General features: G+C 44.5%; 31 protein-coding genes. 16 read left to right on the plus strand and 15 right to left on the minus strand.

The features are described 5' to 3' along the window. Positions 1–146: 146 nt before the first annotated feature. The 3 genes from glcD to QUA50_RS24920 all read right to left on the minus strand — a co-directional run bounded on the left by glcD (position 147) and on the right by QUA50_RS24920 (position 3,161). Entirely contained in the window at positions 147–1,622 is a 1,476-nt protein-coding gene (glcD, locus tag QUA50_RS24910; protein ID WP_333212363.1) for a glycolate oxidase subunit GlcD, read from the minus strand. A gap of 69 nt (positions 1,623–1,691) precedes the next feature. Next, the gene (locus QUA50_RS24915; protein ID WP_333054052.1) at positions 1,692–2,576 is read right to left on the minus strand and encodes a DUF6671 family protein; all 885 of its coding nucleotides are present in this window, start codon (positions 2,574–2,576) and stop codon (positions 1,692–1,694) included. Positions 2,577–2,768: 192 nt separating this feature from the next. Next, on the minus strand, positions 2,769–3,161 hold the full coding sequence (locus QUA50_RS24920) for a transporter (protein ID WP_333054053.1): 393 nt from the start codon (positions 3,159–3,161) through the stop codon (positions 2,769–2,771). Between the two features lie 123 nt (positions 3,162–3,284). On the opposite strand from QUA50_RS24920, the gene QUA50_RS24925 reads away from it, so the two are divergent. The 4 genes from QUA50_RS24925 to QUA50_RS24940 all read left to right on the plus strand — a co-directional run bounded on the left by QUA50_RS24925 (position 3,285) and on the right by QUA50_RS24940 (position 5,388). Then, positions 3,285–4,496, plus strand: a complete 1,212-nt coding sequence (locus QUA50_RS24925) for a glycosyltransferase family 2 protein (protein ID WP_333054054.1) — start codon at positions 3,285–3,287, stop codon at positions 4,494–4,496. Between the two features lie 130 nt (positions 4,497–4,626). After that, positions 4,627–4,842 carry a hypothetical protein gene (locus QUA50_RS24930; RefSeq protein WP_333054055.1) on the plus strand — a complete coding sequence of 72 codons (216 nt, stop codon included), beginning with the start codon at positions 4,627–4,629 and terminating at the stop codon, positions 4,840–4,842. 70 nt (positions 4,843–4,912) lie between these two features. Beyond that, positions 4,913–5,128 (plus strand): hypothetical protein, encoded by a 216-nt coding sequence (locus QUA50_RS24935; RefSeq protein WP_333054056.1) that lies wholly within the window; start codon positions 4,913–4,915, stop codon positions 5,126–5,128. Beyond that, on the plus strand, positions 5,128–5,388 hold the full coding sequence (locus QUA50_RS24940) for a type II toxin-antitoxin system RelE family toxin (protein ID WP_333054057.1): 261 nt from the start codon (positions 5,128–5,130) through the stop codon (positions 5,386–5,388). The genes QUA50_RS24935 and QUA50_RS24940 overlap by 1 nt, the downstream gene beginning before the upstream one ends. On the opposite strand, the gene QUA50_RS24945 is transcribed toward QUA50_RS24940, so the two are convergent. The 3 genes from QUA50_RS24945 to QUA50_RS24955 all read right to left on the minus strand — a co-directional run bounded on the left by QUA50_RS24945 (position 5,385) and on the right by QUA50_RS24955 (position 6,157). Next, entirely contained in the window at positions 5,385–5,555 is a 171-nt protein-coding gene (locus tag QUA50_RS24945; protein WP_333054058.1) for a hypothetical protein, read from the minus strand. The genes QUA50_RS24940 and QUA50_RS24945 overlap by 4 nt on opposite strands. Before the next feature lie 6 nt (positions 5,556–5,561). Continuing rightward, complete coding sequence (locus tag QUA50_RS24950) at positions 5,562–5,819, minus strand: BrnA antitoxin family protein (protein ID WP_333054059.1); 258 nt, start codon at positions 5,817–5,819, stop codon at positions 5,562–5,564. A gap of 71 nt (positions 5,820–5,890) precedes the next feature. Beyond that, positions 5,891–6,157 (minus strand): helix-turn-helix domain-containing protein, encoded by a 267-nt coding sequence (locus tag QUA50_RS24955; RefSeq protein ID WP_015178214.1) that lies wholly within the window; start codon positions 6,155–6,157, stop codon positions 5,891–5,893. 133 nt (positions 6,158–6,290) lie between these two features. On the opposite strand from QUA50_RS24955, the gene QUA50_RS24960 reads away from it, so the two are divergent. From QUA50_RS24960 to QUA50_RS24995, 8 genes are all read left to right on the plus strand, one after another. Then, on the plus strand, positions 6,291–6,488 hold the full coding sequence (locus tag QUA50_RS24960; protein ID WP_333054061.1) for a hypothetical protein: 198 nt from the start codon (positions 6,291–6,293) through the stop codon (positions 6,486–6,488). Further along, complete coding sequence (locus QUA50_RS24965; protein WP_333259770.1) at positions 6,478–6,834, plus strand: hypothetical protein; 357 nt, start codon at positions 6,478–6,480, stop codon at positions 6,832–6,834. Before QUA50_RS24960 ends, QUA50_RS24965 begins: the two co-directional genes overlap by 11 nt. A 149-nt stretch (positions 6,835–6,983) precedes the next feature. Continuing rightward, positions 6,984–7,247 carry a hypothetical protein gene (locus QUA50_RS24970; RefSeq protein WP_333259772.1) on the plus strand — a complete coding sequence of 88 codons (264 nt, stop codon included), beginning with the start codon at positions 6,984–6,986 and terminating at the stop codon, positions 7,245–7,247. Then, positions 7,247–7,612, plus strand: coding sequence for a type II toxin-antitoxin system VapC family toxin (locus QUA50_RS24975; protein ID WP_333259775.1), 366 nt, complete (start codon positions 7,247–7,249; stop codon positions 7,610–7,612). Before QUA50_RS24970 ends, QUA50_RS24975 begins: the two co-directional genes overlap by 1 nt. 128 nt (positions 7,613–7,740) lie before the next feature. Further along, the gene (locus QUA50_RS24980) at positions 7,741–7,995 is read left to right on the plus strand and encodes a hypothetical protein (RefSeq protein ID WP_333259778.1); all 255 of its coding nucleotides are present in this window, start codon (positions 7,741–7,743) and stop codon (positions 7,993–7,995) included. Beyond that, positions 7,992–8,165 (plus strand): type II toxin-antitoxin system PemK/MazF family toxin, encoded by a 174-nt coding sequence (locus QUA50_RS24985; RefSeq protein WP_333259779.1) that lies wholly within the window; start codon positions 7,992–7,994, stop codon positions 8,163–8,165. Before QUA50_RS24980 ends, QUA50_RS24985 begins: the two co-directional genes overlap by 4 nt. A 90-nt stretch (positions 8,166–8,255) precedes the next feature. Beyond that, the gene (locus tag QUA50_RS24990) at positions 8,256–8,480 is read left to right on the plus strand and encodes a DUF433 domain-containing protein (RefSeq protein WP_293189134.1); all 225 of its coding nucleotides are present in this window, start codon (positions 8,256–8,258) and stop codon (positions 8,478–8,480) included. A 3-nt stretch (positions 8,481–8,483) separates the two neighbouring features. After that, positions 8,484–8,843, plus strand: a complete 360-nt coding sequence (locus tag QUA50_RS24995) for a DUF5615 family PIN-like protein (RefSeq protein WP_333259783.1) — start codon at positions 8,484–8,486, stop codon at positions 8,841–8,843. Positions 8,844–9,017: 174 nt separating this feature from the next. Here the strand turns inward: QUA50_RS24995 and QUA50_RS25000 are convergent, their stop codons facing one another. Both QUA50_RS25000 and QUA50_RS25005 read right to left on the minus strand, forming a co-directional pair. After that, entirely contained in the window at positions 9,018–9,836 is an 819-nt protein-coding gene (locus tag QUA50_RS25000) for a CFI-box-CTERM domain-containing protein (protein ID WP_333259785.1), read from the minus strand. A 105-nt stretch (positions 9,837–9,941) separates the two neighbouring features. Further along, positions 9,942–10,118: a hypothetical protein gene (locus QUA50_RS25005; RefSeq protein WP_333259788.1), complete on the minus strand. Its 177-nt coding sequence runs from the start codon at positions 10,116–10,118 to the stop codon at positions 9,942–9,944. Between the two features lie 283 nt (positions 10,119–10,401). On the opposite strand from QUA50_RS25005, the gene QUA50_RS25010 reads away from it, so the two are divergent. Then, positions 10,402–11,778 carry an ATP-binding protein gene (locus QUA50_RS25010; RefSeq protein ID WP_333259789.1) on the plus strand — a complete coding sequence of 459 codons (1,377 nt, stop codon included), beginning with the start codon at positions 10,402–10,404 and terminating at the stop codon, positions 11,776–11,778. Between the two features lie 194 nt (positions 11,779–11,972). Here QUA50_RS25010 and QUA50_RS25015 read toward each other — a convergent pair whose 3' ends face one another. The 5 genes from QUA50_RS25015 to QUA50_RS25035 all read right to left on the minus strand — a co-directional run bounded on the left by QUA50_RS25015 (position 11,973) and on the right by QUA50_RS25035 (position 18,283). Beyond that, positions 11,973–12,620, minus strand: coding sequence for a Uma2 family endonuclease (locus QUA50_RS25015; protein ID WP_333054069.1), 648 nt, complete (start codon positions 12,618–12,620; stop codon positions 11,973–11,975). Between the two features lie 93 nt (positions 12,621–12,713). Beyond that, positions 12,714–13,289, minus strand: a complete 576-nt coding sequence (locus QUA50_RS25020) for a Uma2 family endonuclease (protein ID WP_333259792.1) — start codon at positions 13,287–13,289, stop codon at positions 12,714–12,716. A gap of 88 nt (positions 13,290–13,377) precedes the next feature. Beyond that, complete coding sequence (locus tag QUA50_RS25025) at positions 13,378–13,716, minus strand: type II toxin-antitoxin system HicB family antitoxin (RefSeq protein WP_333259795.1); 339 nt, start codon at positions 13,714–13,716, stop codon at positions 13,378–13,380. Between the two features lie 114 nt (positions 13,717–13,830). Next, positions 13,831–14,130, minus strand: coding sequence for a type II toxin-antitoxin system HicA family toxin (locus QUA50_RS25030; RefSeq protein ID WP_333259798.1), 300 nt, complete (start codon positions 14,128–14,130; stop codon positions 13,831–13,833). A 157-nt stretch (positions 14,131–14,287) separates the two neighbouring features. After that, on the minus strand, positions 14,288–18,283 hold the full coding sequence (locus QUA50_RS25035) for a magnesium chelatase subunit H (protein WP_333259801.1): 3,996 nt from the start codon (positions 18,281–18,283) through the stop codon (positions 14,288–14,290). Positions 18,284–18,815: 532 nt separating this feature from the next. On the opposite strand from QUA50_RS25035, the gene QUA50_RS25040 reads away from it, so the two are divergent. Beyond that, the gene (locus QUA50_RS25040) at positions 18,816–19,799 is read left to right on the plus strand and encodes a calcium-binding protein (RefSeq protein ID WP_333259803.1); all 984 of its coding nucleotides are present in this window, start codon (positions 18,816–18,818) and stop codon (positions 19,797–19,799) included. Between the two features lie 151 nt (positions 19,800–19,950). After that, positions 19,951–20,976: a calcium-binding protein gene (locus tag QUA50_RS25045; RefSeq protein ID WP_333259806.1), complete on the plus strand. Its 1,026-nt coding sequence runs from the start codon at positions 19,951–19,953 to the stop codon at positions 20,974–20,976. Between the two features lie 105 nt (positions 20,977–21,081). On the opposite strand, the gene QUA50_RS25050 is transcribed toward QUA50_RS25045, so the two are convergent. Both QUA50_RS25050 and QUA50_RS25055 read right to left on the minus strand, forming a co-directional pair. After that, positions 21,082–21,741, minus strand: coding sequence for a Uma2 family endonuclease (locus tag QUA50_RS25050; protein ID WP_333259808.1), 660 nt, complete (start codon positions 21,739–21,741; stop codon positions 21,082–21,084). A 79-nt stretch (positions 21,742–21,820) separates the two neighbouring features. Next, on the minus strand, positions 21,821–22,297 hold the full coding sequence (locus QUA50_RS25055) for an ankyrin repeat domain-containing protein (protein WP_333259811.1): 477 nt from the start codon (positions 22,295–22,297) through the stop codon (positions 21,821–21,823). A 36-nt stretch (positions 22,298–22,333) separates the two neighbouring features. Here QUA50_RS25055 and QUA50_RS25060 point away from each other — a divergent pair, with 36 nt between their 5' ends. Continuing rightward, positions 22,334–23,599 (plus strand): lipid-A-disaccharide synthase, encoded by a 1,266-nt coding sequence (locus tag QUA50_RS25060; protein ID WP_333259813.1) that lies wholly within the window; start codon positions 22,334–22,336, stop codon positions 23,597–23,599. Positions 23,600–23,980 lie beyond the last annotated feature (381 nt).

Raw genomic sequence — 23,980 nt, forward strand, 5'->3', positions numbered from 1 at the left:
GCCCGTCCAAAAAGGACGGGCGGGACGCCCATCCCACTTTCAAGAGTGGAAGTTATTTAATTCTGATTCCTTAGAGGCTCTGCCTCCCCATTCTAGAAACAACTTCAGGGTGTTTTTCTGCTCACATTACCCGCATAAAAAGCGAATTAAAAAACCTCCGCACCCTCCAACTTCTTAAAAGTTTCAACCTTAGCCCTCGCCGCTTCCCCGCAAGTCTTCGGCGTCGGAAACATCTTCCCAGGATTCGCTAAACCTTTCGGATTAAACACCTGACGCACCCACTGCATCGTCTCCAAATCAACCTCCGAAAACATATCCGGCATAAAACACTTCTTGTCAGCACCGATGCCGTGTTCCCCCGAAAGACTTCCCCCAACTTTCACGCAAAGCCTGAGAATTTCCCCGCCCAATTCTTCCACCTTTTCCAGCGCACCTTTTACCGAGTTATCGTACAGAATCAGCGGGTGCAAATTCCCATCTCCCGCGTGAAATACATTCGCAATCCGATAACCGTATTTCTCGCTCAAGCCCTCAATTTCTTTCAAAACATAAGCCATTTGCGTTCGGGGAATTACGCCGTCTTGCACGTAATAATCCGGGCTGAGATGACCCGCCGCAGCAAAAGCAGCTTTCCGCCCTTTCCAAATTTTTAGGCGCGTTTCCGGGTCAGTTGCCGTGGTGATATTTCGTGCTCCGTTATGCTTGCAAATATCAGCAATTCGCTGTTTGTTTGTGGCAACTTCCACTTCTAAACCGTCGATTTCTACGAGGAGAATTGCCGCCGCATCGCGGGGATAACATCCAGTTGCCACCACATCTTCCACAGCATTGATGCTGATGTTGTCCATGATTTCCATGCCGCCGGGAATAATGCCAGCGCTGATAATATCGGAAACCGATTCGCCCGCTGCTTCTATACTGGAAAAATCGGCTAGGAGAACGCAAATAGATTCCGGCGCTTTGAGAATTCGCAAAGTAACTTCTGTGGCGATTCCTAAAGTGCCTTCGGAACCGACAAATACACCAGTTAAATCGTAACCGGGCATTTCGGGAATTTCGCCACCGACATCGACAATTGAACCGTCGGGAAGTACCAATTTTAATCCTAAAACGTGATTCGTTGTGACTCCGTATTTGAGGCAGTGAACGCCACCAGAATTTTCGGCAACGTTGCCGCCAATCGAACAAATAATTTGACTGGAAGGATCTGGCGCGTAGTAGAAACCAGCGCCGCTAACTGCTTGCGTTACCCAGTTATTAATTACTCCCGGTTGCACGACTACTTGCTGATTTTCTAAGTCTACTTTCAGGATTTTTCGCATCAGGGCAGTGACAATCAGCACGCAGTTTTCTACAGGCAAAGCGCCGCCGGAAAGGCCGGTGCCTGCGCCTCTAGCAACCCAGGGAATTGAGTTGCGATCGCATATTTTGACCAATTGCGCCACTTCCTCTGTAGTTCGAGGCAATACCACCACGGCGGGTCGCTGGCGATAGCTGGCGAGTCCGTCGCACTCGTAGACAATCAATTCTTCGCGGCGCTGTACGACGCCATTTTTGCCGACTACAGCCTCGAATTCTTTAATAACGGGTTTCCAGTTGCGTTCTGTTTCTACGGCTATCATTAGTGAATTTAATTAGGGAACTATCAATAATATTGTGACAAATTTTACTAAGTTTAGCCAATTATTTTTCTAAGGGTTGCAATATTGACACAGGGAAGGATCGGCAGTCTCTCGACCGTCGGGAAATAGTTTTTCTTTAGTATAACCGCAGTTTTTGCATTTATAGATTGCCGATCGCACTAGCTGAGTCGGAAAATAGCAAAGTTCGCAGGGCAATCCGATTTTCGTCTCAGCAATATCGAATCCCGGCCAACCGCACTCCGGGCAGAATTGCTTAAATTTTTTAACTAAATCCAGAGTTGCATTTTCGATGTTTTTCATCCGAGTTGGATTGTACATCGCCCGCATATCTGTTTCGATGTGAACTCTGCCGGTTGACGATTTTTTTAAGCCTGCTGTCACAGCGTCAAAAAATTGTTTTTCTGTCTTAATGCCCTTGACAATTTCGCCGTTACCGAGGGCAGCATCGCCAACTATAACCACCAGTGCGTGTTCGGGAAATCCAGCTTTTTTAGCAAAATCATCTGCTTCTTCTATACTGGAAACTAACTGGTGACTGTAGTTAGTTTCAACCGAGAAAGAGTCGCCGATGAGTTCTAGATTGTTGGCTCGATCTAATAAAATTACGATTTCTCTGTTAGCTGGCAGATAGGGCATCATTGGGTGAGGGCCGAAAAAACCTTCGCTGGCAAAGGCAAGAGTTTCGCCCGCAATTTCTAGGGCTTTTTGTGCTTTATGGCGAGCCGCTTCTATTTGTGTTCCTAAGCGTTTAACTTCTCTGGTGAATGTGCCGAAACTGTCTGTGTCAAGCGCCGCAGGTACTAGAATATTTACGCCAAATTCTCGTTCCAAAACGGGAGCCATCACCCGTTCTTTTTGGTGCATGGTAGCAAGAACTGCGGTGCGATCTCTCAATAATTGATTGGGATTCACAGGCTCATAAATATTAGACATACAGCAGCATTATTTTAGGAAAAAAACTCACATACACCCTTTCCACCGCCCCACAACCGATAGAAACCCTGACTTAACTTCCGAATCTAAATTTTAGAACTCAGTTAAATATCCGTGATATTCACCTGTGGACTTAATTTAAAATTCTCCAATCGTCAATCGTCAATCTAAAATCTAAAATCTAAAATCGTATTAGTTGCCTCCAGTCACTCCCCCAGCTTGACCTCTGAGTACAAAAATTACTCCCGTCATAATTAGCGCCACGCCTACCAACCGCAGCGGCGGCAAAGGCTCGTGAAATATCAGTTTGCCACCTAAAACAGTAAATAGGTAACTAATTGACAGTAAAGGCGAGACTATGCTAAGGTTTGCCCGCGACAAAACTACAATAAAGCCGATCGAAGAAATTGCATACAAAGAAAGACCAGTTACTATCAACGGCTGAGTAGCCATTGCTATAATTTTTTCTATTAAATTAGCAGCGCCAATGGGCCCTAATATTTTAGCTCCTGCCTTCAGACTAAATTGACCTGCGACGCCGCACAATATTGCGGCAAGCAATAACAGAAAAACGCTTCTATTCATAAATTTACTAACCTATAGTACAATCAAAAATTGCCGTTCCCAAAAACCTGAAAAACTTTAATTAAGTTTGGCTAGGTTTTATTCACCACTAATATTTTAAGCAGAGATACGGGAAAATCAAGTATGGTCGATCGCGATCGAGAGTCGAACAAATATATGGCAGAGCAGACCAACCCAAGCGGAGAATACACTCTAGAACTATCGATAGTCATGCCTTGTCTGAACGAAGCAGAAACTTTAGAAATCTGCATCGAGAAGGCACAGAAGTCCCTGCGCGAACTTGATATTGCAGGCGAGGTCATCATAGCAGACAACGGCAGCACTGACGGTTCTCAAGCTATCGCTACCAGAATGGGAGCGAGAGTCGTGCCCGTAGCAGCCAAAGGCTACGGCAGCGCCCTGATGGGAGGCATCATTGCAGCGCGCGGAGTTTATATTATCATGGGCGATGCTGACGACAGCTACAATTTTTCCAACCTCGGCTTTTTTGTCAACAAATTGCGAGAAGGTTTCGACTTAGTGATGGGAAACCGCTTTCAAGGGGGCATCAAACCGGGTGCAATGCCGCCGCTGCACAAATATTTAGGAAATCCGGTGCTGACATGGGTTGGGCGGCTATTTTTTGCAAGTCCCGTCGGCGATTTTCACTGCGGACTCAGGGGTTTTAGGAGAGACTCAATTTTGAAACTCGACTTGCAAACAACGGGGATGGAATTTGCTAGCGAAATGGTGGTCAAGGCCTCTGTATACAAGCTGCGGATAACTGAAGTTCCAACCGTACTTTCTCCCGACGGCCGCAGCAGGCCGCCGCACTTGAGAACTTGGCGAGATGGCTGGCGGCACCTGCGATTTTTGCTGCTTTACAGTCCTCGGTGGCTGTTTTTGTATCCGGGTACTGCGCTGATGATTTGGGGTCTAATTGTTAGCATTTGGCTGTTACCCGGTACTCAAAAGATTGGGAGTATCAGCTTTGATGTACACACGCTGCTTTATGGTGCGATCGCAATTATCATCGGTTTTCAAGCAGTAACTTTCGCTTTTTTCACCAAAGTTTTCGCCATCAGCGAGAAACTCCTGCCCGAAGACGCCAAACTCAACAAAATATTTCGCAATGTCACCCTAGAGACAGGATTGATTGTCGGAGTCACGCTGATATTAATCGGAATAGTTGGCTCGTTCTTGTCATTAACTATCTGGAGCGAAACGGCTTTCGGTTCTCTCGATCCTTCTAAAACTCTGCGTTTGGTTATTCCCTCGCTCACTTGCCTGACTGTTGGTTTGCAGATGGTTTTGTCGAGCTTTTTTCTCAGCGTGCTGAGCTTGAAACGTAGGTGATAACATTAAAGTTACTGCCAACATTTCTCAAAACTAAACTGCCATGCAGGGGAAGGTAAGGGCGATCGCACTTCCTTCGATCCTAAATTGCTATAATGACAATCAGCCCAAAAATCTCAACATAAAGCCTATGTCTACTTATAGCGCGGTACTGAGTAAGGCTCTAAGACTTGCACCAGATGAGCAACTGCGACTCATCTCTGAATTATTAGTATATGTTAGTCACCGGGTTCAGGCTAAACCTAAGCGGAGTATTTTAGAATTGGAAGGGTTGAGTGAGGAAATTTGGAATGCAATTGATGCTCAAGAGTATGTGAATCAGGAACGAGATTCATGGAATGGATAGCTCAGTTACAGATACAACCGTACTAAAGTTGCTATAATTTATTGATAATCCCACAGACGAGGAGATTAAGATGCAAGTCAAAGACATGACAGTTGACCAATTGCGGGACTTAATTCGGCATACCGTGGAACAGTGTTTAGAAGAATATTTGGGCGATCCTGATGCAGGTTTAGAAGTTAAGGAAGAAGTCAAGCAGAAATTGTTAGAGTCAATGAAGCGCAAACAAGCAGGAGAAAGTAGCGTCGAACCTGGGGAAGTTTATCAAAAAATTGGCATAAAGTCCTAATGAGCTATTCGGTTGAGTTGACAGCAGAAGCTCTGGTTAACCAAGAAAGATTGACTCAGGCTGTGCAGGAGCGTATAGGTAATAAAATCAATTGGTTGGCTGAAAATTTTGAACAAATTACTCCTATGCCGTTGTCGGCTAATCTGGCAGGTTTCTTTAAGTTAAGAGTGGGTGATTATCGGGTAATTTATTCTTTTGATGATGATTTAAAGGTGATTACTATTCACCAGATTGGACACCGGAGAGAAATTTATGATTAACTGAAGTGCGATCGCACTTTTGGAAGAAAAGGGCGATCGTACTTGAGGAAGAAAAGGGCGATCGTACTTTGGGAACAAAAGGGCGATCGTACTTTGGCAACAAAAGGGCGATCGTACTTTGGCAACAAAAGGGCGATCGTACTTTGGCAACAAAAGGGCGATCGCACATTTATTTATTCACTGCTTTTTACGTGATGTTCAACATAAGAGCGCAGCACAGCGTTCATTAGAGATTGATAGCCTTTTCCTTGGCTTTTAAACCAATCTAATACATCGCTATCAACTCTTAAAGAAATAGCTTGTTTTGCCAGTGGTTTAACGAGTTTTGCTTTTTCCCAAAAATTCGCATCTAATTCAGGAATATCAGAGGTATCGATCGCAGATTCTGGAATATTTTCTAATTCTTCAAGTCGTTTGCGCGAGATAGTCATATTCAAAGTACCTAAAAATGTATATACAAAATGTATATATTTAGAGTATAGCATAAAGGGCGATCGGATACTCACTCAGGCGGGCCAAAGCGATCGGGCAAGTCATCAAGAGTTAACCCGCGCGATCGCAAAAAATTTGCCAAAGCTTTCATCTGGGCAATTGTGAATGTCGGCACGTTATCTCCGGCTTCCCAGCGACTCACAGTGCGTACCGATGTCCCAATTTGCCGAGCAAATTCTTCTTGGGACATTCCTAACTCATCTCTGAGTTTTTTCAGCGGTGATTCGCCAGCTTCTTCTTGAGGTTGTCTTCGCTTAATCATTACAAAATGTGACATAGTGTCTAGACCACTTGACAAAACAATTTTGTCCAGACACTATGTCTATATAGACAGCAAAAGGGCAGAGTACGGGAAATCAGCCCTGCCTTTCTAGTGTCTCATTTTGCCCGCAATCTATTGCAGAACTAGGATGAACTACAAACAACAACTTTACCCTTGGGTGATTTACCGCCACCTGCCCAACCTGCAAGGCCTGACTGTGGCGCGTTTTCGCCGCCGAAACGACGCCGAGGAACACTTGCGGATTATCAAAAGATTGCTGCCGCAAGTGGAGTTTGCGATCGCCTTTGAGGTGAATTCGCAACAGCTAACAAATTGTGCAAGATAGTATAAGAGCGATCGAACTTTGGGTAGATAAGGGCGATCGCTTTTTCCATAATTTTAAATGGAGATATAATAGAGAGCAAGCAAAAACTCTTACAACCAAGTCTATGTTTACTTATAGCAAGGTACTGAATCAAGTTAAAAGCCTCACGCTTGCAGACAAACTGCGGTTATTAGAAGACTTGAAAAAAATGATTCAGTTACGGGAAGAAGTCGCAGAATATGATGAAGTAATTTCAGCAGAAGAAATACCAGAGAGTGAAGCTGCTTGGCAAGATTACCAGGCCGGTCGCGATCGGGGGATATCCTCCCAAGAACTCAAATTGAAGCTATTTGGAGAAAAAAATTGACTGACTACATTCTCCTGAAAGCAGCAGAACGCTATTTATCGCGAATGCAACCGGATTCAAGTACGAATTGTCAAGGCTTTAGATACTTTAGCAGCAGACCAGTCATCAAGGGCTATAATAGTAAAAATAGAGAATAGTTGATATTAGCTATGCAGCGAATATTTGAGGCTATATTGAAGGGAAACCTTTTAGAATGGGCTAACGAGGTTCCAAGACAGGGCGATGTCCCTATCAGAGTTTACGTTACTTTACAAGAAGAGCGATCGACCTTAAGTGCTGAGATCCGCCGCCAGAGAATAGTCGAAATATTGGAAAAAATTGCAGCAAGTAATGTCTTTGCTGATATTAACGATCCGGTGGAATGGCAGCGAGAGTTGCGTCAAGATCGTCCGCTTCCAGGTAGGGATGAATAATGCTGCTTGACAGTAATATTATTATCTACGCTTCTCAACCAGAACACGCGCAGATTAGGCAGTTTATTGGCGAACATGACATAGTTGTATCGGCAATAAGTTACGTTGAAGTGCTGGGTTATCACAGACTGACTGAAGAGAATAGATTGTACTTTGAGGAGTTTTTTGGTGTGGTGGAGGTTCTACCGATTTCTAACGCTGTACTCGATCGCGCAGTGCTGTTGCGACAGATAAGGAGAATGACTCTTGGGGATGCTATTATTGCGGCAACAGCTTTGGTATATGACAGAACTTTAGTAACAAGAAATATAGGGGATTTTCTGTGGATTTCTGAACTCACACTGATTAACCCGTTTGAGGCTTAAGAAAGATGGGCGATTCCCTACGGGATAGCTTCGCTTCACGTACTTTGGGGAAGATATGGGCGATCGTACTTCCCTCAATCCTAAATTGCTATAATAACAATCAGCCCAAAAATCTCAACATAAAGCCTATGTCTACTTATAGCGAGGTACTGAGTCAGGCTCAAAATCTCACTCCTGACGAGCAACAGCAGCTTTTAGAAGTATTGTCAGCTTTGATGCGCGATCGGGTAACAACCCAGACTCAGGATAAACGATCGTCCATTGATGCAGCACTGATTGAAATGGCACAAGATCCAGAGTATCAAGCTCAAGTGCTACAGATGGAGGCTGAGTTTGCGGTAGCGAGTTGGGAAGCGTTGCAATTGGGAGAATCTCCTGTATGAACCGGGGAGAAGTCTATGATGCTAGACTTGAACCTGTTGAGGGTTCTGAACAAGGAGGAACCCGTCCTGTTATCATCGTTAGTCGAGCTAAAATCAATACATATAGCCCTGTAGTTTTGGCTATTCCCTGCACTACTTATCAAACTGGTAAACGCACTTTGGGAAGATAAAGGCGATCGGCTAGAAGCGTGAAAAAAGACAGGTTGCGATCGCCTACCTGATGACTTAAAATAGAAGAGACATAGAGCTGCGTGGTCAAAATGGACAGAATCTCCGTCAACCCTCAAATTCACTTCGGTAAGCCTTGCATAGTGGGTACGCGCATTACTGTACAAAGCGTTCTCGAATTACTAAATGAAGGGCTTTCTTTTGGAGAAATTATCCAAGACTACTATCCCGATTTGGAAATGGATGATATTCGGGCGTGCTTGCGTTATGCGATCGCACTGGTAGCGGCTGAAGATGTGCATTTGGCATTAGCTTAAATTATGAAATTTCTGATAGATCAAGATGTGTATGCTGTCACCACAAAGTTTTTGATTGATGCAGGACATGATGTAATTATTGTCGCTCAAATGGGTTTAGCGCAAGCAAGTGATGAAGAAATACTGAGAGTAGCGCAAGCAGAAAATCGCATCCTGGTTACGCGAGACAGAGATTACGGAAATCTTGTTTTTGTGAGGGAGATGGGAACAGGTGTGATTTACCTTCGAGTCTTACCTAAAATGCTGAATGAAGTTCATAAGGAACTAGCAGGAGTTATAGAAAATTACTCTGAAGTAGAACTAAAAGGGGCATTTGTGGTTGTAGAACCTGATGGATATCGGTTTAGAAAACCGCTTAGATAGGGTATTAATTAGTTTGGTGTGGGAAAGCAAAGGGCGATCGTACTTTGGGAAAATAAGGGCGATCCTACTTTTGGAAGATAAGGGCGATCGCGCTTGGGGAAGAAACGGGCGATCGTATTTCTCTTCGCTCCTAAGTTGCTATAATAACAGTTTCCATGTTCTTTTATCCCTAGTTTACTGATTTTTAACTTTTTGACTACGCATCCACTCAGCTAAATGCTGTAGCTGTTGTCTTGAAAAACTCTTAATTGCTGGCTGCGTCTCCATATATTTTGCTAGGCTAGGACTGATTTGGTAGTAGAGACTAACTAGCTGTTTACCAACAGGATTAGTTAAGAGTCTTTCATCGCGGAAGTTACGGAAGGTGTCTAAGTCTGGGTGTGTGGAGGTCGAGTAAGCTGCGGTGGCAATAAAGCAAGCGCCAGTAGAGTCCAATGTTACAGGGCAAACCTCAGTGGAGGAAATCTTGTCAAGAGCAGACCTTATTTTGGCGAGTGTCTGATCGTCTAGCTCTTTGACAGATGTTTTTTTAAGTTTTTCAATAGCTTCGCGATTGCTCTCAATATGCTCTTTGTGATTATTCACAAATTTTCTTAGGTCGGCATATGTTTTAAGCTTTTCAGCATCAAAGGAAAACTCATACTCAGCTAGCGCCTCGGAAATAACTTGAAGTTTATTCTCAAGAAATGCTTGTATAACTGAATCACTATAGCATAGTCGAATCCCTGCCAAAATGTCAGCCACATGGCACAGAGTCTGAGAATAGGTTATTGCTGACTCTCTCTGGCCAATGATGTCAATTGGGCTCATTACTTTGATTAAATTAGTGCGATGTTCAGCAAACTTAGCATAGGCATTGAGGGCATCTACATAATTAGTGAGAGCTTGGGCGGCATCTTTTTGCTTTCGATAATAAGCAGCCCTTTCAAGAAGTCGCCCTACTTCCTCTCCTGCTTCATTTACCAGCCTGTCCAAGTAGCTAAAATCTGTCATTTTCACCCTCCCTCGATTTCATCAAGTGTTTGTATCTAGGAAATCTTAATATTTGCCGACGAGGTAGTTTTTTCCAATACGGAAAAGCACCTAGACGGTATTAGATTAGCTTCGTCTCAGCGTAGTTGCGTAGTAGTCAGCTTTACGCAAAGCCTCACCCTTTGAATCGGCTTTACCAGCAGACTCACTGCCAACATATACTTCACCACTACCTTTGTCCCAATAAACATAGTATGTAGAACCGGATGGCGTTTTAACTTCACCAATTTTATCTTTAGCCATTGTTTACTCCTAGTCAGGTATAATGTACATAATGTGCGAAAATCTAAGCCGTGTCATTCGGAACTGTCGCGACTGACCCCAGACGCCCCGCAACTGCCAGAAATATCCACCAGCCCAGATGCAGCCCGATCGCTCTGGGCACCAGCAACCTCAACTAAAAAAATCATACAACGACCCCATTTCCCCATCCCCACCCACTCACGTTAGAAAATGTTATGTAATGTTATCTAAAAAGTTATAAAAAATAAGTTATAATAACTAAAAATTATCCCAAACCCGATCTATGGAGCTTAAGGAAGTCTTAAGATTTGCCGATGACAAAGTTTTTACCAAAACAGGGAAGCACTTAGACGACCTGCAAGAAGCTATTTTAAAAGAAGTGCTCCAAGGTCGAAAATATGCAGCAAAAATAGCGCAAGACCGTGATTGTAGTGAAGGTTATGTTAGGGTTGCTGCTTCTGAATTATGGAAGATACTATCAGATGTCTTGGGTGAAGAAGTTAGTAAAGTAAATGTTAGAGCAATACTAGAAAGGGCTAAATTTTATACTAATTTTTCATCATCTATCGTTAGCGATAATATAACTGTTAAAAACCTCAACATTTGTCAAGAAAGGGCGAGAAGTCCAACAAAAGCCCAAAACCCCCAACCAACTTCTAAACAACTCCACATAGACTTAGGCGACGCACCCGAAATATTCACCTTTTTCGATCGCACTTCTGAACTCTCCACCCTCGAAAACTGGATAACACAGGAACGCACACGCCTCATCGCACTCCTCGGAATCAGCGGCATCGGCAAAACAACCCTCTCCCTAAGCCTGATCGATCGCATCAAAACCCAATTCGATTACGTCATCTATCGCAGCCTCCGCTTTTCCCCAACCCTCGATCCAACCCTCACCAACCTGCTGCAAATCTTTTCCCAACAATCAGAAATTCCCCAAAACATCGAAACCAAAATCGCCAAAATCCTCGATTACCTGCGAAAAAACCGATGTCTGATTGTCCTCGATGACGTACAGATGCTTTTGGGCAGCGGACAACTAGCGGGACAATATAAAACTGGACATGAAGATTATCAGTTATTTTTTAAACTAATTGCCGAAGTTTGTCATCAAAGTTGTTTGATATTGAATAGTTGGGAAAAACCCCGAGAAATTGCCAGATTATCAAAAGATAATCATCCCGTGCGATGTCTTGTATTGGGAAGTTTAGGAGAAGCAGCTAAAGAGATTTTGAACTCACAAAAGTTATCCGATGAAGAAACATGGTCAACTTTGATTGATATTTATCAAGGCAATCCTCTCTGGTTGGAGTTAACTGCAACGCTGATTCGAGAGTTGTTTGGGGGGAGAGTTGCGGAGTTTTTGCAGTGCGAGATGCCGATTTTAGATGAAGGGTTGCAATCTCAGTTATCTCAACCTTTTGGGCGTTTGACTCCGGCAGAATTGGCAGTGATGGTTCACCTGGCTAATCAACCTGAACCCGTTGCTGTGTCGCAAATTTTCAACAAAATACCATTTTCGCCGTCAGAAATAGTCAATGCAGTGCGATCTCTGGGAAATCGCTTTTTATTGGATGCTGTAGAACGGGAAAAGATAACTTTATTTAGTTTAAATCCCGTGTTGAAACAGTATGTAAAAACTCAGTATTCTTAGTCGGCTTAGGCGGACTTTGTTGGTGTAGTTGCGGTTTCAACCGCCGTCTTTATTTTACCAGACAGGGTTATTCGTGGGGAGTAGGGGACGAGGGCGGGTTTATTTAATCTGTCTGCAAGCTTTCAGTCTATTGGCGAACCCGCCCCTACAGGTTATTAAAAATGGTGCAAGATTTCGAGGTAACAAACCCGGATTTAATTTAAGTACGATCGTACCCATTCCCGAAACTCTCTAATTCTCGCATTCTCTCCCTTTTCTGAGTCTAGGTGCATAAACTGTGCGAGTTCTTTGACAGGAAACGAGGCAAATGCCAAACTGGTTTCCGACTCGACATAACCCGTATCATTTAAAATGTTAATTATTAGTTTTCCTTTCTTCCAAATCCAAACTTCCGGCACTTTAAGTTCCGCATAAACCGCCATTTTATTGATAGATGAGCTAGTCAAATCCATTTCTACAGCCAAGTCTGGCGGCGGGTCATTTTTGAGATCAATTGTTAATTTCCCCCGCATTAATGCTTCATTTTGGATATAAAAACATTCATCAGCTTCGTTGCCAGCTTTTTTCGGTTCCGAACGCCAAGTAGATGATTTTAATCCGATAATTTCAATCCCAATTTCCTCAGAAAGTGCTACAATTAGCCGACCGAGAGTCCAGCTATACCTCTCATGTTCTGGTAAAGGTACAATTAGTTCTAAAGTTCCCTGATAGTAAGTCATGCGCGGCGTTGAACGTTCCGCAAATATTTCTAACAACTGTTCGTAGGTTTCCCAACTGATATCATGTAAAATCAGGTGAGAACCTGCAAGCTCTTCTTTACTGTACGCTAGGGTTTGAACCATTGCAAATACTCCGCGAGAACTTTAACTCTATTTTACTCTATTGAACATTGGACAGGTGCGATTAAGAGCGGGATAGCTTCGCACGCGCGCACATTACCAGATTGATTCAAGATTCAAAATAAATCCGGGGAGAACATCTTCACCTGATACAGTGGCTGGAGATTCCAACACTTCAACTTCTTGATTCGGACGATAAATTTCTACTTGCCGCGATTTGCGATTAATCAACCAACCTAAAACTGCACCGTTATCTCGATATTCTTTCATCTTATCCTGAGTTTCTTTCAAACTATCGCTGGGAGACATTAACTCAACGACAAAATCAGGACAAATCGGCGGGAATTTCTTTTGTTGTTCGGGAGTTAGTGCATCCCAGCGTTCTAATTTTACCCAAGAAGCATCAGGGGCTCTATTTGCATTATTAGGAAGTTTGAACCCTGTTGAAGAATCAAAAACTTTACCCAGTTTATTCTGCTGATTCCAAATCCAAATCTGTGCTGTTAATCCTGCATTGCTGCTTCCAGTTTCTCCTCCTGCTGGTGACATGATAATTAATTCTCCTTTCGCTGTGCGTTCCAATCTAATATTTTCATTCTCCTGACAGAGTTGAAAAAACTGCTCGTCTGTCAGCTTAATGATGGGGTTGAGGTTGAGGGTGAGGGTAGTCATAGCGGTATTTTATCGCGGGCTAAACGACCTTTATTGGGGATTGTAGCATATTGACTGAGTTGCGAGGGCGATCGCAATCCTAAACTAATTAAGTGTTAATTGCTTGCTCTGCTGCTTTAATTAAAACCTCATCCATCCAATTGTTAATACTTTTGCCAGCCTTCTTTGCCGCAATAAAGATTTTGCGGTGATGTTCGGGAGTAGTGCGGAAGGGAAGTTTACCTGAAAATGGTTTATCAGGTTCCTGTCCTAATTCTTTGCAAAACTCTAGATAATCATCTATGGAATTTTGAAATTCTTGGCGAGCTTCTTCAATAGTTTGTGCCTTAAAAGTCACTACGTCATTAATATCGAGGACTCGCCCGAAAAGAATTTCCGCTTCTATATCTACTTCAATGCTCGCACTGTAACCCTTGTAAGTCATCATGGCTGTAATACTCTTGCTCTTTCAATAAGTTCAATTTGTGAATGATGAATTTTATGCTAATACTCTTGTTAATTTGGGCAATCAACAAGGATTTTCCCGTTAACAGCTAAGTCATCATGGTTCAACCCCCGCCTTTATTAAAAATTCCCTGACAGATTTAACTGCTCCTTTATCTGTCTCTTTTTGAGGATGTGGTTCGTGAAATACAGCTCTAACCTCATTTAATAAAATGCGAACCCGCGAACCAGAACCTTGAGTAACAGTAGCACCGAGTGCTGTAAATAAATTTTCAATATCTTGCCAATTAATATTAGCTGGTATAGGATCTGTAAAAATTGCTTCTAAAATCTTACGCTGTTTATTATTTAGCTCCATAAATATTTTATTTGTTGTTTTAAAAAACAATGATATCATTTTGTGATATCATTGTCAAGAGGTGAGCGAATCTCGCGCCGAGACTACTTTAGACTGGAACAAATACCACCTTTACCCCAAAACCATCCCAAAAAGATAAGGACACAGCATTGCTGTGTCCCTACAGATTAAAGGCGATCGTCCGAAATTCGGAGGTTTATTCTACTCCCTCAATCCGGTCTTCCACCTCCTGATAAAGTTCGCGCAAGCGATCCAAATTGTTCTCCGAAGTCTCCCAATAACCCCGGCCATTCACCTCAAGCAAAGTGCTGACAATCTTGCGGAACGAATGAGGATTTAAGTTAAGCAAACGCTTCTGCATCTCCTCATCTTGGATAAACGTAGTGTTGACATCCTCATACACCCAATTATCCACAGCGCCCGCCGTCGCACTCCATCCAGTCGTATTCACCAGACGCTTAGAAATCTCCCGCACGCCTTCATAACCGTGCGACAACATCCCCTCGTACCACTTCGGATTCAGCAGCTTTGTGCGCGAATCTAAACGCACTGTTTCTGATAGCGTCCGCACCTGCGCGTTGGCTGTGGTTGTATCAGCAACAAAGGATGCCGGTTGCTTCCCATCCCCGCGCAAACTGCCGATCAATTTAGTCGGATCGGAGTCGAAATAGTGCGACACGTCGGTTAGGGAAATCTCCGCAGAATCCAAGTTTTGGAAGGTGACTTCCGCAGTTTTCAAGGATGATTCAAAAATCTGCCGGTCTTGTTCCATTGTTCCGGGATTGTCGGAAGAAAAGGCGAAGGATTTGCGAGTTAGGTACATTTCCTGCAACTCTGCTTCGCTTTCCCAAGTGCTGTTTTCTACCGCCAAGTTGACGTTAGATGAATAGGAACCGGAAGCATTGGAAAATACACGAGTTGCTGCTTGTCGCAGGTTGATTCCCATTTCTTCCGCTTGCTTCAGGGCGTGTTTGCGGACGAAGTTCATCTCTAACGGTTCGTCTGCTTCCGCTGCCATTTTCACGGCTTTATCTAACAAATTCATTTGGTTGATGAACAAGTCGCGGAATACGCCGGAACAGTTAATTACTACGTCGATCCGAGGGCGTCCCAACTCTTCCAAAGATAGCAATTCCAGTTTGTTGACGCGGCCCAAAGCGTCGGGTACTGGCTTGACTCCCACCATCCACATTACTTGGGCGAGGGATTCGCCGTAAGTCTTGATGTTGTCTGTTCCCCACAACACAACGGCGATGGTTTCAGGGTAATTTCCGCCGTTATCAACGCGCTGTCTTTCTAACAGCCGATCGACTACAACCTTAGCAGACTTAACCGCCCCCGTTGTAGGGATTGACTGCGGGTCTAAAGCGTGCATATTCTTCCCAGTCGGCAAAACATCCGGGTTGCGAATCGGATCGCCGCCTGGGCCAGGCAGAATAAACTCGCCTTCTAGGGCGCGCAACAAAGCACCCAATTCGTTATCGGCACAAACTTGCTGCAAGCAGAATTCTAGATACTCAAACAGCGGTTTAATCGCTTCTGGATCGACTTTTTTGTAACCGGCGGCGTGCAAGGCATCAATCCAAGGTGTTTTCTTGCCCATGTTGAAGAAATTTAACTTGGAAACTAGGGAAACTCTGCCCTCGGCATCGGTTTGTTCTTTCACTAAAGCGCCCACGGCTTCCCGACAGGCTAAAGTGATGTTTTGCAGCAATTCAACATCTGTTAAAATGCCTTTGTCGCTATTTGTGTAAATTTCTTCGATATCGCGTCCCAGACTGTTAGCGATAATTCGCGGTAAGCTAATCAGGTTGTCTTCTTCGCGGTCTAAATTGGCGATATTTACCAAAGTTGCGATCGCCTCTTCCGCAGTCGGCGGCTTACCGATAACGTGCAAACCGCAAGGTAACAACCGCGACTCAATCTCCATCAACTTGCGGTAAACCAAGCCAACTAAATTGTCCCGTTCTTCCGCAGTCATACCCGCAGCAACCCCTCTTTCCTGTTCGGGAGGTAAGGCGATATCCTTATCCAAATTCACCAAACGGCACTTCTCGACGATCGCATCCACAATCGGCACACCCCGCCCAGTCTCTTTCAAAGTTTGATAAGAAGCAATTAACTCGCTGAGTTCCTGCAAACCTTTGTACAACCCAGCATTTTCAGCCGGAGGAGTCAGATAGCTGATAGTTTCAGCATAACTGCGACGCTTAGCAATTGTTGCCTCGCTGGGATTGTTGGCAGCGTAATAATAGAGGTTAGGAATCTTGCCGATCAAACTGTCAGGATAACAATCGACAGACATTCCCATCTGCTTACCGGGCATGAATTCTAGGGAACCGTGAGTGCCAAAGTGCAGCACCGCATCCGCACCCCAAATGCGCTCCAAATATGTATAGTAAGCAGCAAAACCGTGGTGCGGGCTAGCAGAACGAGAGAATAACAACCGCATCGGATCGCCTTCGTATCCAAAAGTAGGTTGCACTCCGATAAACACATTGCCAAAATGTTTGCCAAAAATCAGCAAATTTTGTCCGTCGCTGTTCAAATGCCCCGGAGGTGGCCCCCAATTTTCTTGCAACCGTTCCGAATAAGGAGTGAATTCTTCGTATTCAGCTACGGACATCCGGTAAGCAATATTTAATTCGGGACTTTGGTATTGGGCTGTTGCGTCGTGGATGACTTCTTGCATCAGTTTTTCGGCAGACTCCGGCAATTCTGGCAAGTCGTAACCGTTACCTTTTAAGGCTTTCAATACTTCGTAAATCGAGCCGAAAACGTCCAAGTAAGCGGCTGTTCCGACGTTGCCTTTATCGGGAGGAAAACTGAAAACTGTGATCGCAACTTTCTTATCTAATTTTGGTTTGCGGCGCAGCATTGCCCACTTCATGGCGCGCTGGGAAATCGCTTCGATTCTATCCTGAAGCGCGATCGCCTTGCCAGTTGCACCATCGCGTCCCGACACAATAATCGGTTCGATCGCACCATCCAACTCAGGAATCGCAACTTGCAACGCAACTTGAATCGGGTGCAAGCCTAAATCGCTATCTTCCCATTCTTCCGTCGTTTGGAAAACCAGCGGCAAAGCCACCATGTAAGGGCAATTTAATTTTTTCAAAGATTCGATCGCCTTCGGGTGATCTTGTTTCGCCGGGCCGCCCACCAAAGCAAAACCAGTCAGAGAAACCACCGCATCAACAATCGGCAGAGGTGTCACACCTTTTGCCCCGACTTCCAAGAAAAAAGTCTCAACAGGTTTAGAGAAGTCCAAACCGCCGGCAAAAATCGGCACAACCCGCGCCCCCATTGCCTCCAATTCCTGCACCATTGCTACATAGTGCGCGTCATCTCCCGTGACTAAGTGAGTGCGTTGCAACACTAAACCAATGCAGGGTGCGAGGGGATCTTTGAGATCCGCAGAAATATCTGTACGGGCATTAAACCAGGTGAGATATGCTTTTACATCTTCAAACATCGACGATGCCAAAGGATGCCAAATTCCCATGTCTGGGTAGACAACAGGTTCTTGGAAAGTCGGCTGTGACTGGCCTTTGAAGACATATTTATGTGACAGCATCAGCAAGAAGTTTTCCAAGTTTTCTTGGGAACCCCCCAGCCAATACTGGAAACTCAGCATGAAGTTGCGGGCATCTTGGGCTTTGTCGATGGGCAAATATTTCAGCACTTTCGGCAAAGTTTGCAGCAGTTTCAGCATTCCGTCTTGGAAGGAACTCCCGGATTTTTCCTTCCGTTTTTTCATGAATTCGCCGATCGCACTTTTGCTTTGTCCCAACTGTGCCATCGAGAAACTGCCCATTTTATTGAGTCGCATCACCCCTGGCATCGACGGGAAGACGACGGCGACATCCAATCTGTCGCGCAGCGGTTCCACTGCCGCTACCACTTTTTCTGCCAAATCTTCGATGAAAATTAGAGAAGCAATAAATACATTGGCATCCGCCACATCCCGCTTGAAGGCCTCGTAATTTTCCGGGCTGCGGAGTTCCTCGATCAGGTAGCCGCTGATTTCTATTGCCAGATTCGGATTTTTCTGGTTTATCGATCGAACCGCTGCCGACAGGGCGCTTTGATACTGCGGTTCCAGTACGACATAGACCACCTTCATGAGCGATCGCCCCTGCAAGTTTTCCGGCACGACGTGGCGAATGGTGGGCTTGACGTGAGTGAACATCCGGTTAGGCTCCTTTAAGATGCTGTTTTCGGGAATCGGGAATTTTTTCCCCCATGAGCATTTTTACCAGAAAACGCTTCCCATTAGGTGATTTGAGCCTGCACATGACACAATTCGACAAATTTATTGCTACTTTTCGTTACATTTTTTGATAAATTCCTTGAGCAAATACTCAATATTTTATTTACAAAATTTTACTTGACAAAATATTAATTATGTGCGTAGGATTAATGGATTGGATAAAAATAATTAAAAATTAACCAACGAGTAAGAAAGAAATCCTGAAAAAAGTTCCAAGTTTTGTAGAATTTATCAAACTTGCGATCGCTCAATTAACTGAGGAGAAAAATGCATAATTTCGGAAGGCAGAATCGAGACTTAGATAATTGCTGAGTCACAAAAATTGACATTTTACCAGGAACTTAAAACCATTTCATAACGTCTGTTTTGTGTAAATTCCCGATCTGCGATCGAGTTCATGGAAAACTAATCGGTATTCACGATCCAACTCATCAACACTTTAGGGGCAAATATGGCTAACTACGCAATTTTCGACGAACAATTTTACCTCGCCTCATATCCTTGGGTCAAACCAGCCATTGACGCCGGAGTCATCTCATCTGGGAGAGAGCACTTTGAAAAATTTGGGCGAGAAGGCGGTCTAACTAAAGTATCGCGTTATTTTGACGAAAATGCTTACCTTGCTGGGAATCCAGACCTCGCACCCTTCGTCCGTACCGTCAACCCAAACGCACCTTTTGCGACCGGCCTCGATCACTTTATCCAGTTCGGTTACGATGAAGGACAGCGCCGCGCCCAAGTATCACCCGAATACAACGAAAGCTTTTATTTAACAAACAACTCTGAACTCCAACCGTTCGTTCAGAACGGAACTTTCAAATCAGGCTACCAGCATTTCATTCAATTCGGCTCAAAAGAAGGTCGTTTTGGAACTTCATTTTTTGAACCGGAATACTTAAAGAAAAACCCCGACATCGTACCGTTTGTCAACTCTGGAAACTTGAGAACCGGCCGGGAACACTTCTTCAATTTTGGACAATTTGAGCCGGCCCGCGACGCGACTTTTGTCGGCACCCGTACCAACGATGTTTTAACTGGTGTGGGCGTGGGCGATGTCGAACTTGTGGGAGTGGAAGTAGGTATAGATCCCCAAGGCAACCGGCAGTATGAAAGCTTTGGCACCAATGAATTCGATGTCTTGATTGGGGCTCCGGGAACTAATACATTCGTACTCGGAGTTCCTGCTACAGCGGGGAATCTCACCCCGACACCGCTGTATTTGGGTAACGGTCAAGCTACGATTCGCAACTTCGACATAGAAAGCGATTTTATCCAACTGCAAGGAACTTCATTAAACGGCTACAGCCTGACTCCGGTTGGTAGCAATTTGTCAATCCAGCGTTTTGGAGACGTGCTCGGCGTGATTGAAGGAGGAGCAAGCTTGGGTTTAAGCTTCCAAGAATCTAACGGTAACGGTACTTTCTTGATTGGATAGTCATTGGTCACTGGTCATTAGTCATTAGTCATTAGTCATTAGTCATTAGTCATTAGTTATTAGCTAATGCTGATGATTAATGATTTTTTATTTATGGTGAGCGATGGTTTTATAAAAAAGTACGATCGCACTTTAGTTTAAACAGCAAACTATGAATTACGATATCTTCGACGAACAATACTACCTTGCCTCATATCCGTGGCTGAAACCAGCCATTGATGCAGGCATCATCAAATCTGGAAGAGAACACTTTGAAAAATTTGGTCAAGCCGCCGGCCTCACAAAAATATCGCGGTATTTTGACGAAGAAACTTACCTTGAGGGAAATCCAGACCTTAAACCCTTTGTCCGCACAGTCAACAATCCAAATGCACCTTTTGCTACAGGCTTAGATCACTTTATCCAATACGGTTACGAAGAAGGTCGCACTCGCGTATCGCCTGAGTATGACGAAGCGTTTTACGTAGCAACTAACCGAGATTTACAGCCGTTTATTCAGAATGAAAGTTTTAAAAATGGCTACCAGCATTTCATTCAATTCGGGGCAAAAGAAGGTCGGTTGCCTACTTCTTTCTTTGAACAGGGATACTTAGGAAACAACCCCGACATTGGGCAGTTTGTCGAATCTGGAGCCTTGAAAACTGGTCGGGAACACTACTTCAAGTTTGGACAATTTGAGCCAAGCCGGTCTGCGACTTTTGTCGGAACTTCCGGCAATGACATCCTCACCGGTTCCGGGGCGGGGAATGTGGAATTAATTGGAGTTGAGGTAGAAGCCCTTAACGGCCTCCGACAATATGAAAGTGACGGCAGCAATGAATTTGATACTCTCACTGGCGGTAGCGGCCGCGATAAATTCGTACTCGGTGATATTGTTGGCTTCAGGGGAGGAACCCTCTCATCCCGGCAGTTCTACATCGGCGCAGGTTTTGCTACAATTCGGAACTTTACTCAAGGTCAGGATATCATCCAGATAGGGATTCCCTTAGATCAATTATTGGTGTTTCCAATCAACAATAATCGAGATTTAGCTATCCAAACGAATGGCTTTCCCGCAGTTGAAAATGGAGTTTCCATAGCCAGTCGCTTTGACACAATTGCTGTTGTTGAAGGTGGCGGCACTCTCAATTTGAATCTATTACCAGGATCTAGTGTTATTAGATCTTTCCTTGGGTAGAAATCTCGCAGCTATGGAGGGTTTGCCTTTAGCTTCTGTTGCTGCGATCGCACATTTGCAAAAAGGGCGATTCCCTACTGGATAGCTGCCCTCGCGCGTACTTTCCTATTCCGGCAAATCGCCAAAGCGATCGCGGTATTGAGCTACCAACTCTTCAGCCGTCAAATACCTGCTACCTCGTTCGTCAAACCAGTACAAAACCTCCAACTGTGTTTCCCCATCGCTGTACCGACCTCGACCGATTCCTAAACCCACTTCCGGCATCCAGAAAGGTTCACCAATTTGCTGTTCGTACTCGCCATTTACCAAACGATAAACCTCAAACGGTTGATGTTGGTCTCGCCGCCAGTAGTAGGGGTTGTAAATCACATAGTACAGCACGCCCAACTTCGCATAAATATCAATCTTTTTATCGTATTCACCGCCGTAAGTTTGAGAAACAATCTCTAGGGCAAAAATCGGGGGAATATTATTTTCTTCCCAAAGGACGTAACTGAGGCGCAAAGTATCGCCTTTAAACCTTTCGACACCCAAACTCAAGAAGCCGTCAGGAACAATTGGAACCAGATGACTTACTCCCGTCGTGTGATAAATTGCCATATCCACGCCAAAAAACCAGTCGTTCCGCTGCCGCCAGTAAAATTTGAGCAAGAATAACAATAAGTTTGGAAGAAAGTTTTGATTTTCGTTATCCACAGGAGTATCATCCGAAGAAGGAAGTTCGGCGCTAGTTGGCAAACGCATTTCTCGATCGAATAGTACCATGACAGAAAAATGGCAAATTTATTCATTAATTGTACCATCCAGAAACCGGGTTTATCGAATAAACCCGGTTGCTAAGTCTTTAATGGCGATCGCGCGCTAGCTTCAAAACCTCAACCGCATCTTTGTGACCCTCAGAAGACGCCCAAATTAACGCAGTCCAAGTATTATTATCATACGCTTTGATATCAGCTCCTTTATCGATTAAAAATTCCACAACTTGAGTGCGCCCGCTACCTGCCGCACTCATCAAAGCCGTCAAACCAAAATTAGTTTTAGCATTCACATCCGCTCCCGCCTCCAGCAAAAGCTGTACAATCTCGGTATGTCCGGCAGCAGCGGCACTCATTAACGGCGTCCACCCGTCATTGTCGTGACTGTTGACATCCGCACCAGCAGCCAGCAATTTTTTGACGAGCGCCGAATTGCCAGCCTCAGCCGCCGCCGTCAAAGCCGTCGCACCTTCCTCATCTTTGGCATTCATATCTGCACGCTGTTCGATCGCACTTTCCACAGCAGCAACATCACCCGTTTTGACGGCATTAATTAAATCTGTCATAAAATCTCCCTTGCATCCTCTCAAATCTTAAATCGCATGGCAGTAGATATTTTAATCCTCTCCAACGGCCCCGGAGAATTGGCAACTTGGGTGCGTCCCGCCGTGCAAGCTTTGCGCGACCAATTGGCAAACGCGGGCACTCAAGCGCGGATCTCTGTAGTGCTGTCCCCCTGTCCGCACGCCACCGGGAAAGAAGCACAAATCGCATCTTCCTACCCAGAAGTTGACAGAGTGCAAGCACCGGAGCATTTTTTTCCATTCTTATTGTCGGGCAAAACTGCTGAAAATTGGGATTGGCACGAAACAGGAGTTGTTTTGTTTTTAGGCGGCGATCAATTTTTTACGGTTGTCATTGGCAAAAGGCTGAAATATCGCACTGTTATTTATGCTGAATGGGACGCGCGGTGGTATCGCTGGATTGACAAATTTGCCGCGATGAAACCTGAAGTTTTTGCCAAAATTCCCCAAAAATATGCTAATAAATTTACAGTTGTGGGAGATTTAATCGCAGAGGTAGGCGATCGGAAATCGGGCAGGGCGGGCACGGGGACACCGCCACTACGGAAAATAGAATTAATTGGATTGTTGCCCGGTTCTAAAGCGGCTAAATTAGCTTTAGGTGTACCGTTATGTTTGTCGATCGCCCAATCCATCCACAGCATCCGCCCTGAAACTCGCTTTGTAATTCCCGTTGCTCCTACCATAGATGTGCAAACTTTAGCACGTTTTGCCGACCCGGAACAAAACCCTTGGCTGCATTTATTTGAGAACGCTAGCGCCGAACTTCAGTTAACAGAACCGCCGTTTTTGCAGACAGCAAATAACTTGCAAGTAGAACTTTGGACGCAGACGCCCGCTTACGATTTGCTATCAGAATGCAGCCTGTGTTTAACAACTGTGGGAGCGAATACTGCTGAATTGGGTTCGTTAGCCGTACCGATGATTGTTTTGATACCGACGCAGCAATTGGATGCGATGAAAGCTTGGGACGGTTTGCCCGGTTTGCTGGCAAATTTGCCGTTAGTCGGTTCAGTTTTTGCGACGGCGATTAATTGGCTAATCTGGCAATTGGGAAAGGGAAAGCTTTATGCTTGGCCGAATATTTGGGCACAGGAAGAGATTGTGCCGGAGTTGATTGGGAAGCTGGAACCGGAAGTAATTGCTCAATTGGCGATCGACTATTTGAGCCATCCCGATAAATTAGCACAAATGGGCGATCGTTTGCGTGCGGTTCGAGGAGAATCGGGGGCTGCGAAAAAAATTGCTAAATTGGTTTGTGAAGAAATTGATTTTCAACAATAGATAAAACCTCGTAGGGGCGGGTTCCACCAACCATCTCTGACTGTAATTCACAATCTAAATAAACCCGCCCCCACCCAACGGTAAATCTCAATCTGCATTATTCCCGTATTTTCTAAATAAAGGTTGATACAGGCTATTAGTTGGGTGGAGGCGGGTTTATGAGATTGTCTGTTTTTGGAAATTATAGTTGGTGGAACCCGCCCCTACGGGGAATATATGCAGGTAAAAATAGGAAATAATTTGATGGGTAATCAATAAAACCTCGTAGGGGCGGGTTCACCAACAATCTCTGAGTGTAATTCATAATCTAAATAAACCCGCCCCCACCCAACGGTAAATCTCAATCTGCATTATTCCCGTATTTTCTAAATAAAGGTTGAT

The organism is Microcoleus sp. M2_D5, from assembly GCF_036701935.1.
GTDB lineage: Bacteria > Cyanobacteriota > Cyanobacteriia > Cyanobacteriales > Microcoleaceae > Microcoleus.

Bases quoted from the DNA above. Each gene is read 5' to 3' on its own strand.
- QUA50_RS24970 (WP_333259772.1), top strand. From the start codon at position 6,984: ATGCAGCGAATATTTGAGGCTATATTGAAGGGAAACCTTTTAGAATGG.
- QUA50_RS24930 (WP_333054055.1), top strand. From the start codon at position 4,627: ATGTCTACTTATAGCGCGGTACTGAGTAAGGCTCTAAGACTTGCACCA.
- QUA50_RS24920 (WP_333054053.1), bottom strand. From the start codon at position 3,161: ATGAATAGAAGCGTTTTTCTGTTATTGCTTGCCGCAATATTGTGCGGC.
- QUA50_RS25045 (WP_333259806.1), top strand. From the start codon at position 19,951: ATGAATTACGATATCTTCGACGAACAATACTACCTTGCCTCATATCCG.
- QUA50_RS24935 (WP_333054056.1), top strand. From the start codon at position 4,913: ATGCAAGTCAAAGACATGACAGTTGACCAATTGCGGGACTTAATTCGG.
- QUA50_RS24960 (WP_333054061.1), top strand. From the start codon at position 6,291: ATGAACTACAAACAACAACTTTACCCTTGGGTGATTTACCGCCACCTG.
- QUA50_RS24980 (WP_333259778.1), top strand. From the start codon at position 7,741: ATGTCTACTTATAGCGAGGTACTGAGTCAGGCTCAAAATCTCACTCCT.
- QUA50_RS25040 (WP_333259803.1), top strand. From the start codon at position 18,816: ATGGCTAACTACGCAATTTTCGACGAACAATTTTACCTCGCCTCATAT.
- QUA50_RS24940 (WP_333054057.1), top strand. From the start codon at position 5,128: ATGAGCTATTCGGTTGAGTTGACAGCAGAAGCTCTGGTTAACCAAGAA.
- QUA50_RS24950 (WP_333054059.1), bottom strand. From the start codon at position 5,819: ATGACTATCTCGCGCAAACGACTTGAAGAATTAGAAAATATTCCAGAA.
- QUA50_RS25005 (WP_333259788.1), bottom strand. From the start codon at position 10,118: ATGGCTAAAGATAAAATTGGTGAAGTTAAAACGCCATCCGGTTCTACA.
- QUA50_RS25060 (WP_333259813.1), top strand. From the start codon at position 22,334: ATGGCAGTAGATATTTTAATCCTCTCCAACGGCCCCGGAGAATTGGCA.
- QUA50_RS24995 (WP_333259783.1), top strand. From the start codon at position 8,484: ATGAAATTTCTGATAGATCAAGATGTGTATGCTGTCACCACAAAGTTT.
- QUA50_RS25055 (WP_333259811.1), bottom strand. From the start codon at position 22,297: ATGACAGATTTAATTAATGCCGTCAAAACGGGTGATGTTGCTGCTGTG.
- QUA50_RS24915 (WP_333054052.1), bottom strand. From the start codon at position 2,576: ATGTCTAATATTTATGAGCCTGTGAATCCCAATCAATTATTGAGAGAT.
- QUA50_RS25025 (WP_333259795.1), bottom strand. From the start codon at position 13,716: ATGATGACTTACAAGGGTTACAGTGCGAGCATTGAAGTAGATATAGAA.
- QUA50_RS24990 (WP_293189134.1), top strand. From the start codon at position 8,256: ATGGACAGAATCTCCGTCAACCCTCAAATTCACTTCGGTAAGCCTTGC.
- QUA50_RS24975 (WP_333259775.1), top strand. From the start codon at position 7,247: ATGCTGCTTGACAGTAATATTATTATCTACGCTTCTCAACCAGAACAC.
- QUA50_RS24955 (WP_015178214.1), bottom strand. From the start codon at position 6,157: ATGTCACATTTTGTAATGATTAAGCGAAGACAACCTCAAGAAGAAGCT.
- QUA50_RS25030 (WP_333259798.1), bottom strand. From the start codon at position 14,130: ATGATATCATTGTTTTTTAAAACAACAAATAAAATATTTATGGAGCTA.
- QUA50_RS24985 (WP_333259779.1), top strand. From the start codon at position 7,992: ATGAACCGGGGAGAAGTCTATGATGCTAGACTTGAACCTGTTGAGGGT.
- QUA50_RS24925 (WP_333054054.1), top strand. From the start codon at position 3,285: ATGGTCGATCGCGATCGAGAGTCGAACAAATATATGGCAGAGCAGACC.
- QUA50_RS25035 (WP_333259801.1), bottom strand. From the start codon at position 18,283: ATGTTCACTCACGTCAAGCCCACCATTCGCCACGTCGTGCCGGAAAAC.
- QUA50_RS25050 (WP_333259808.1), bottom strand. From the start codon at position 21,741: ATGGTACTATTCGATCGAGAAATGCGTTTGCCAACTAGCGCCGAACTT.
- QUA50_RS25000 (WP_333259785.1), bottom strand. From the start codon at position 9,836: ATGACAGATTTTAGCTACTTGGACAGGCTGGTAAATGAAGCAGGAGAG.
- QUA50_RS25015 (WP_333054069.1), bottom strand. From the start codon at position 12,620: ATGGTTCAAACCCTAGCGTACAGTAAAGAAGAGCTTGCAGGTTCTCAC.
- glcD (WP_333212363.1), bottom strand. From the start codon at position 1,622: ATGATAGCCGTAGAAACAGAACGCAACTGGAAACCCGTTATTAAAGAA.
- QUA50_RS25020 (WP_333259792.1), bottom strand. From the start codon at position 13,289: ATGACTACCCTCACCCTCAACCTCAACCCCATCATTAAGCTGACAGAC.
- QUA50_RS25010 (WP_333259789.1), top strand. From the start codon at position 10,402: ATGGAGCTTAAGGAAGTCTTAAGATTTGCCGATGACAAAGTTTTTACC.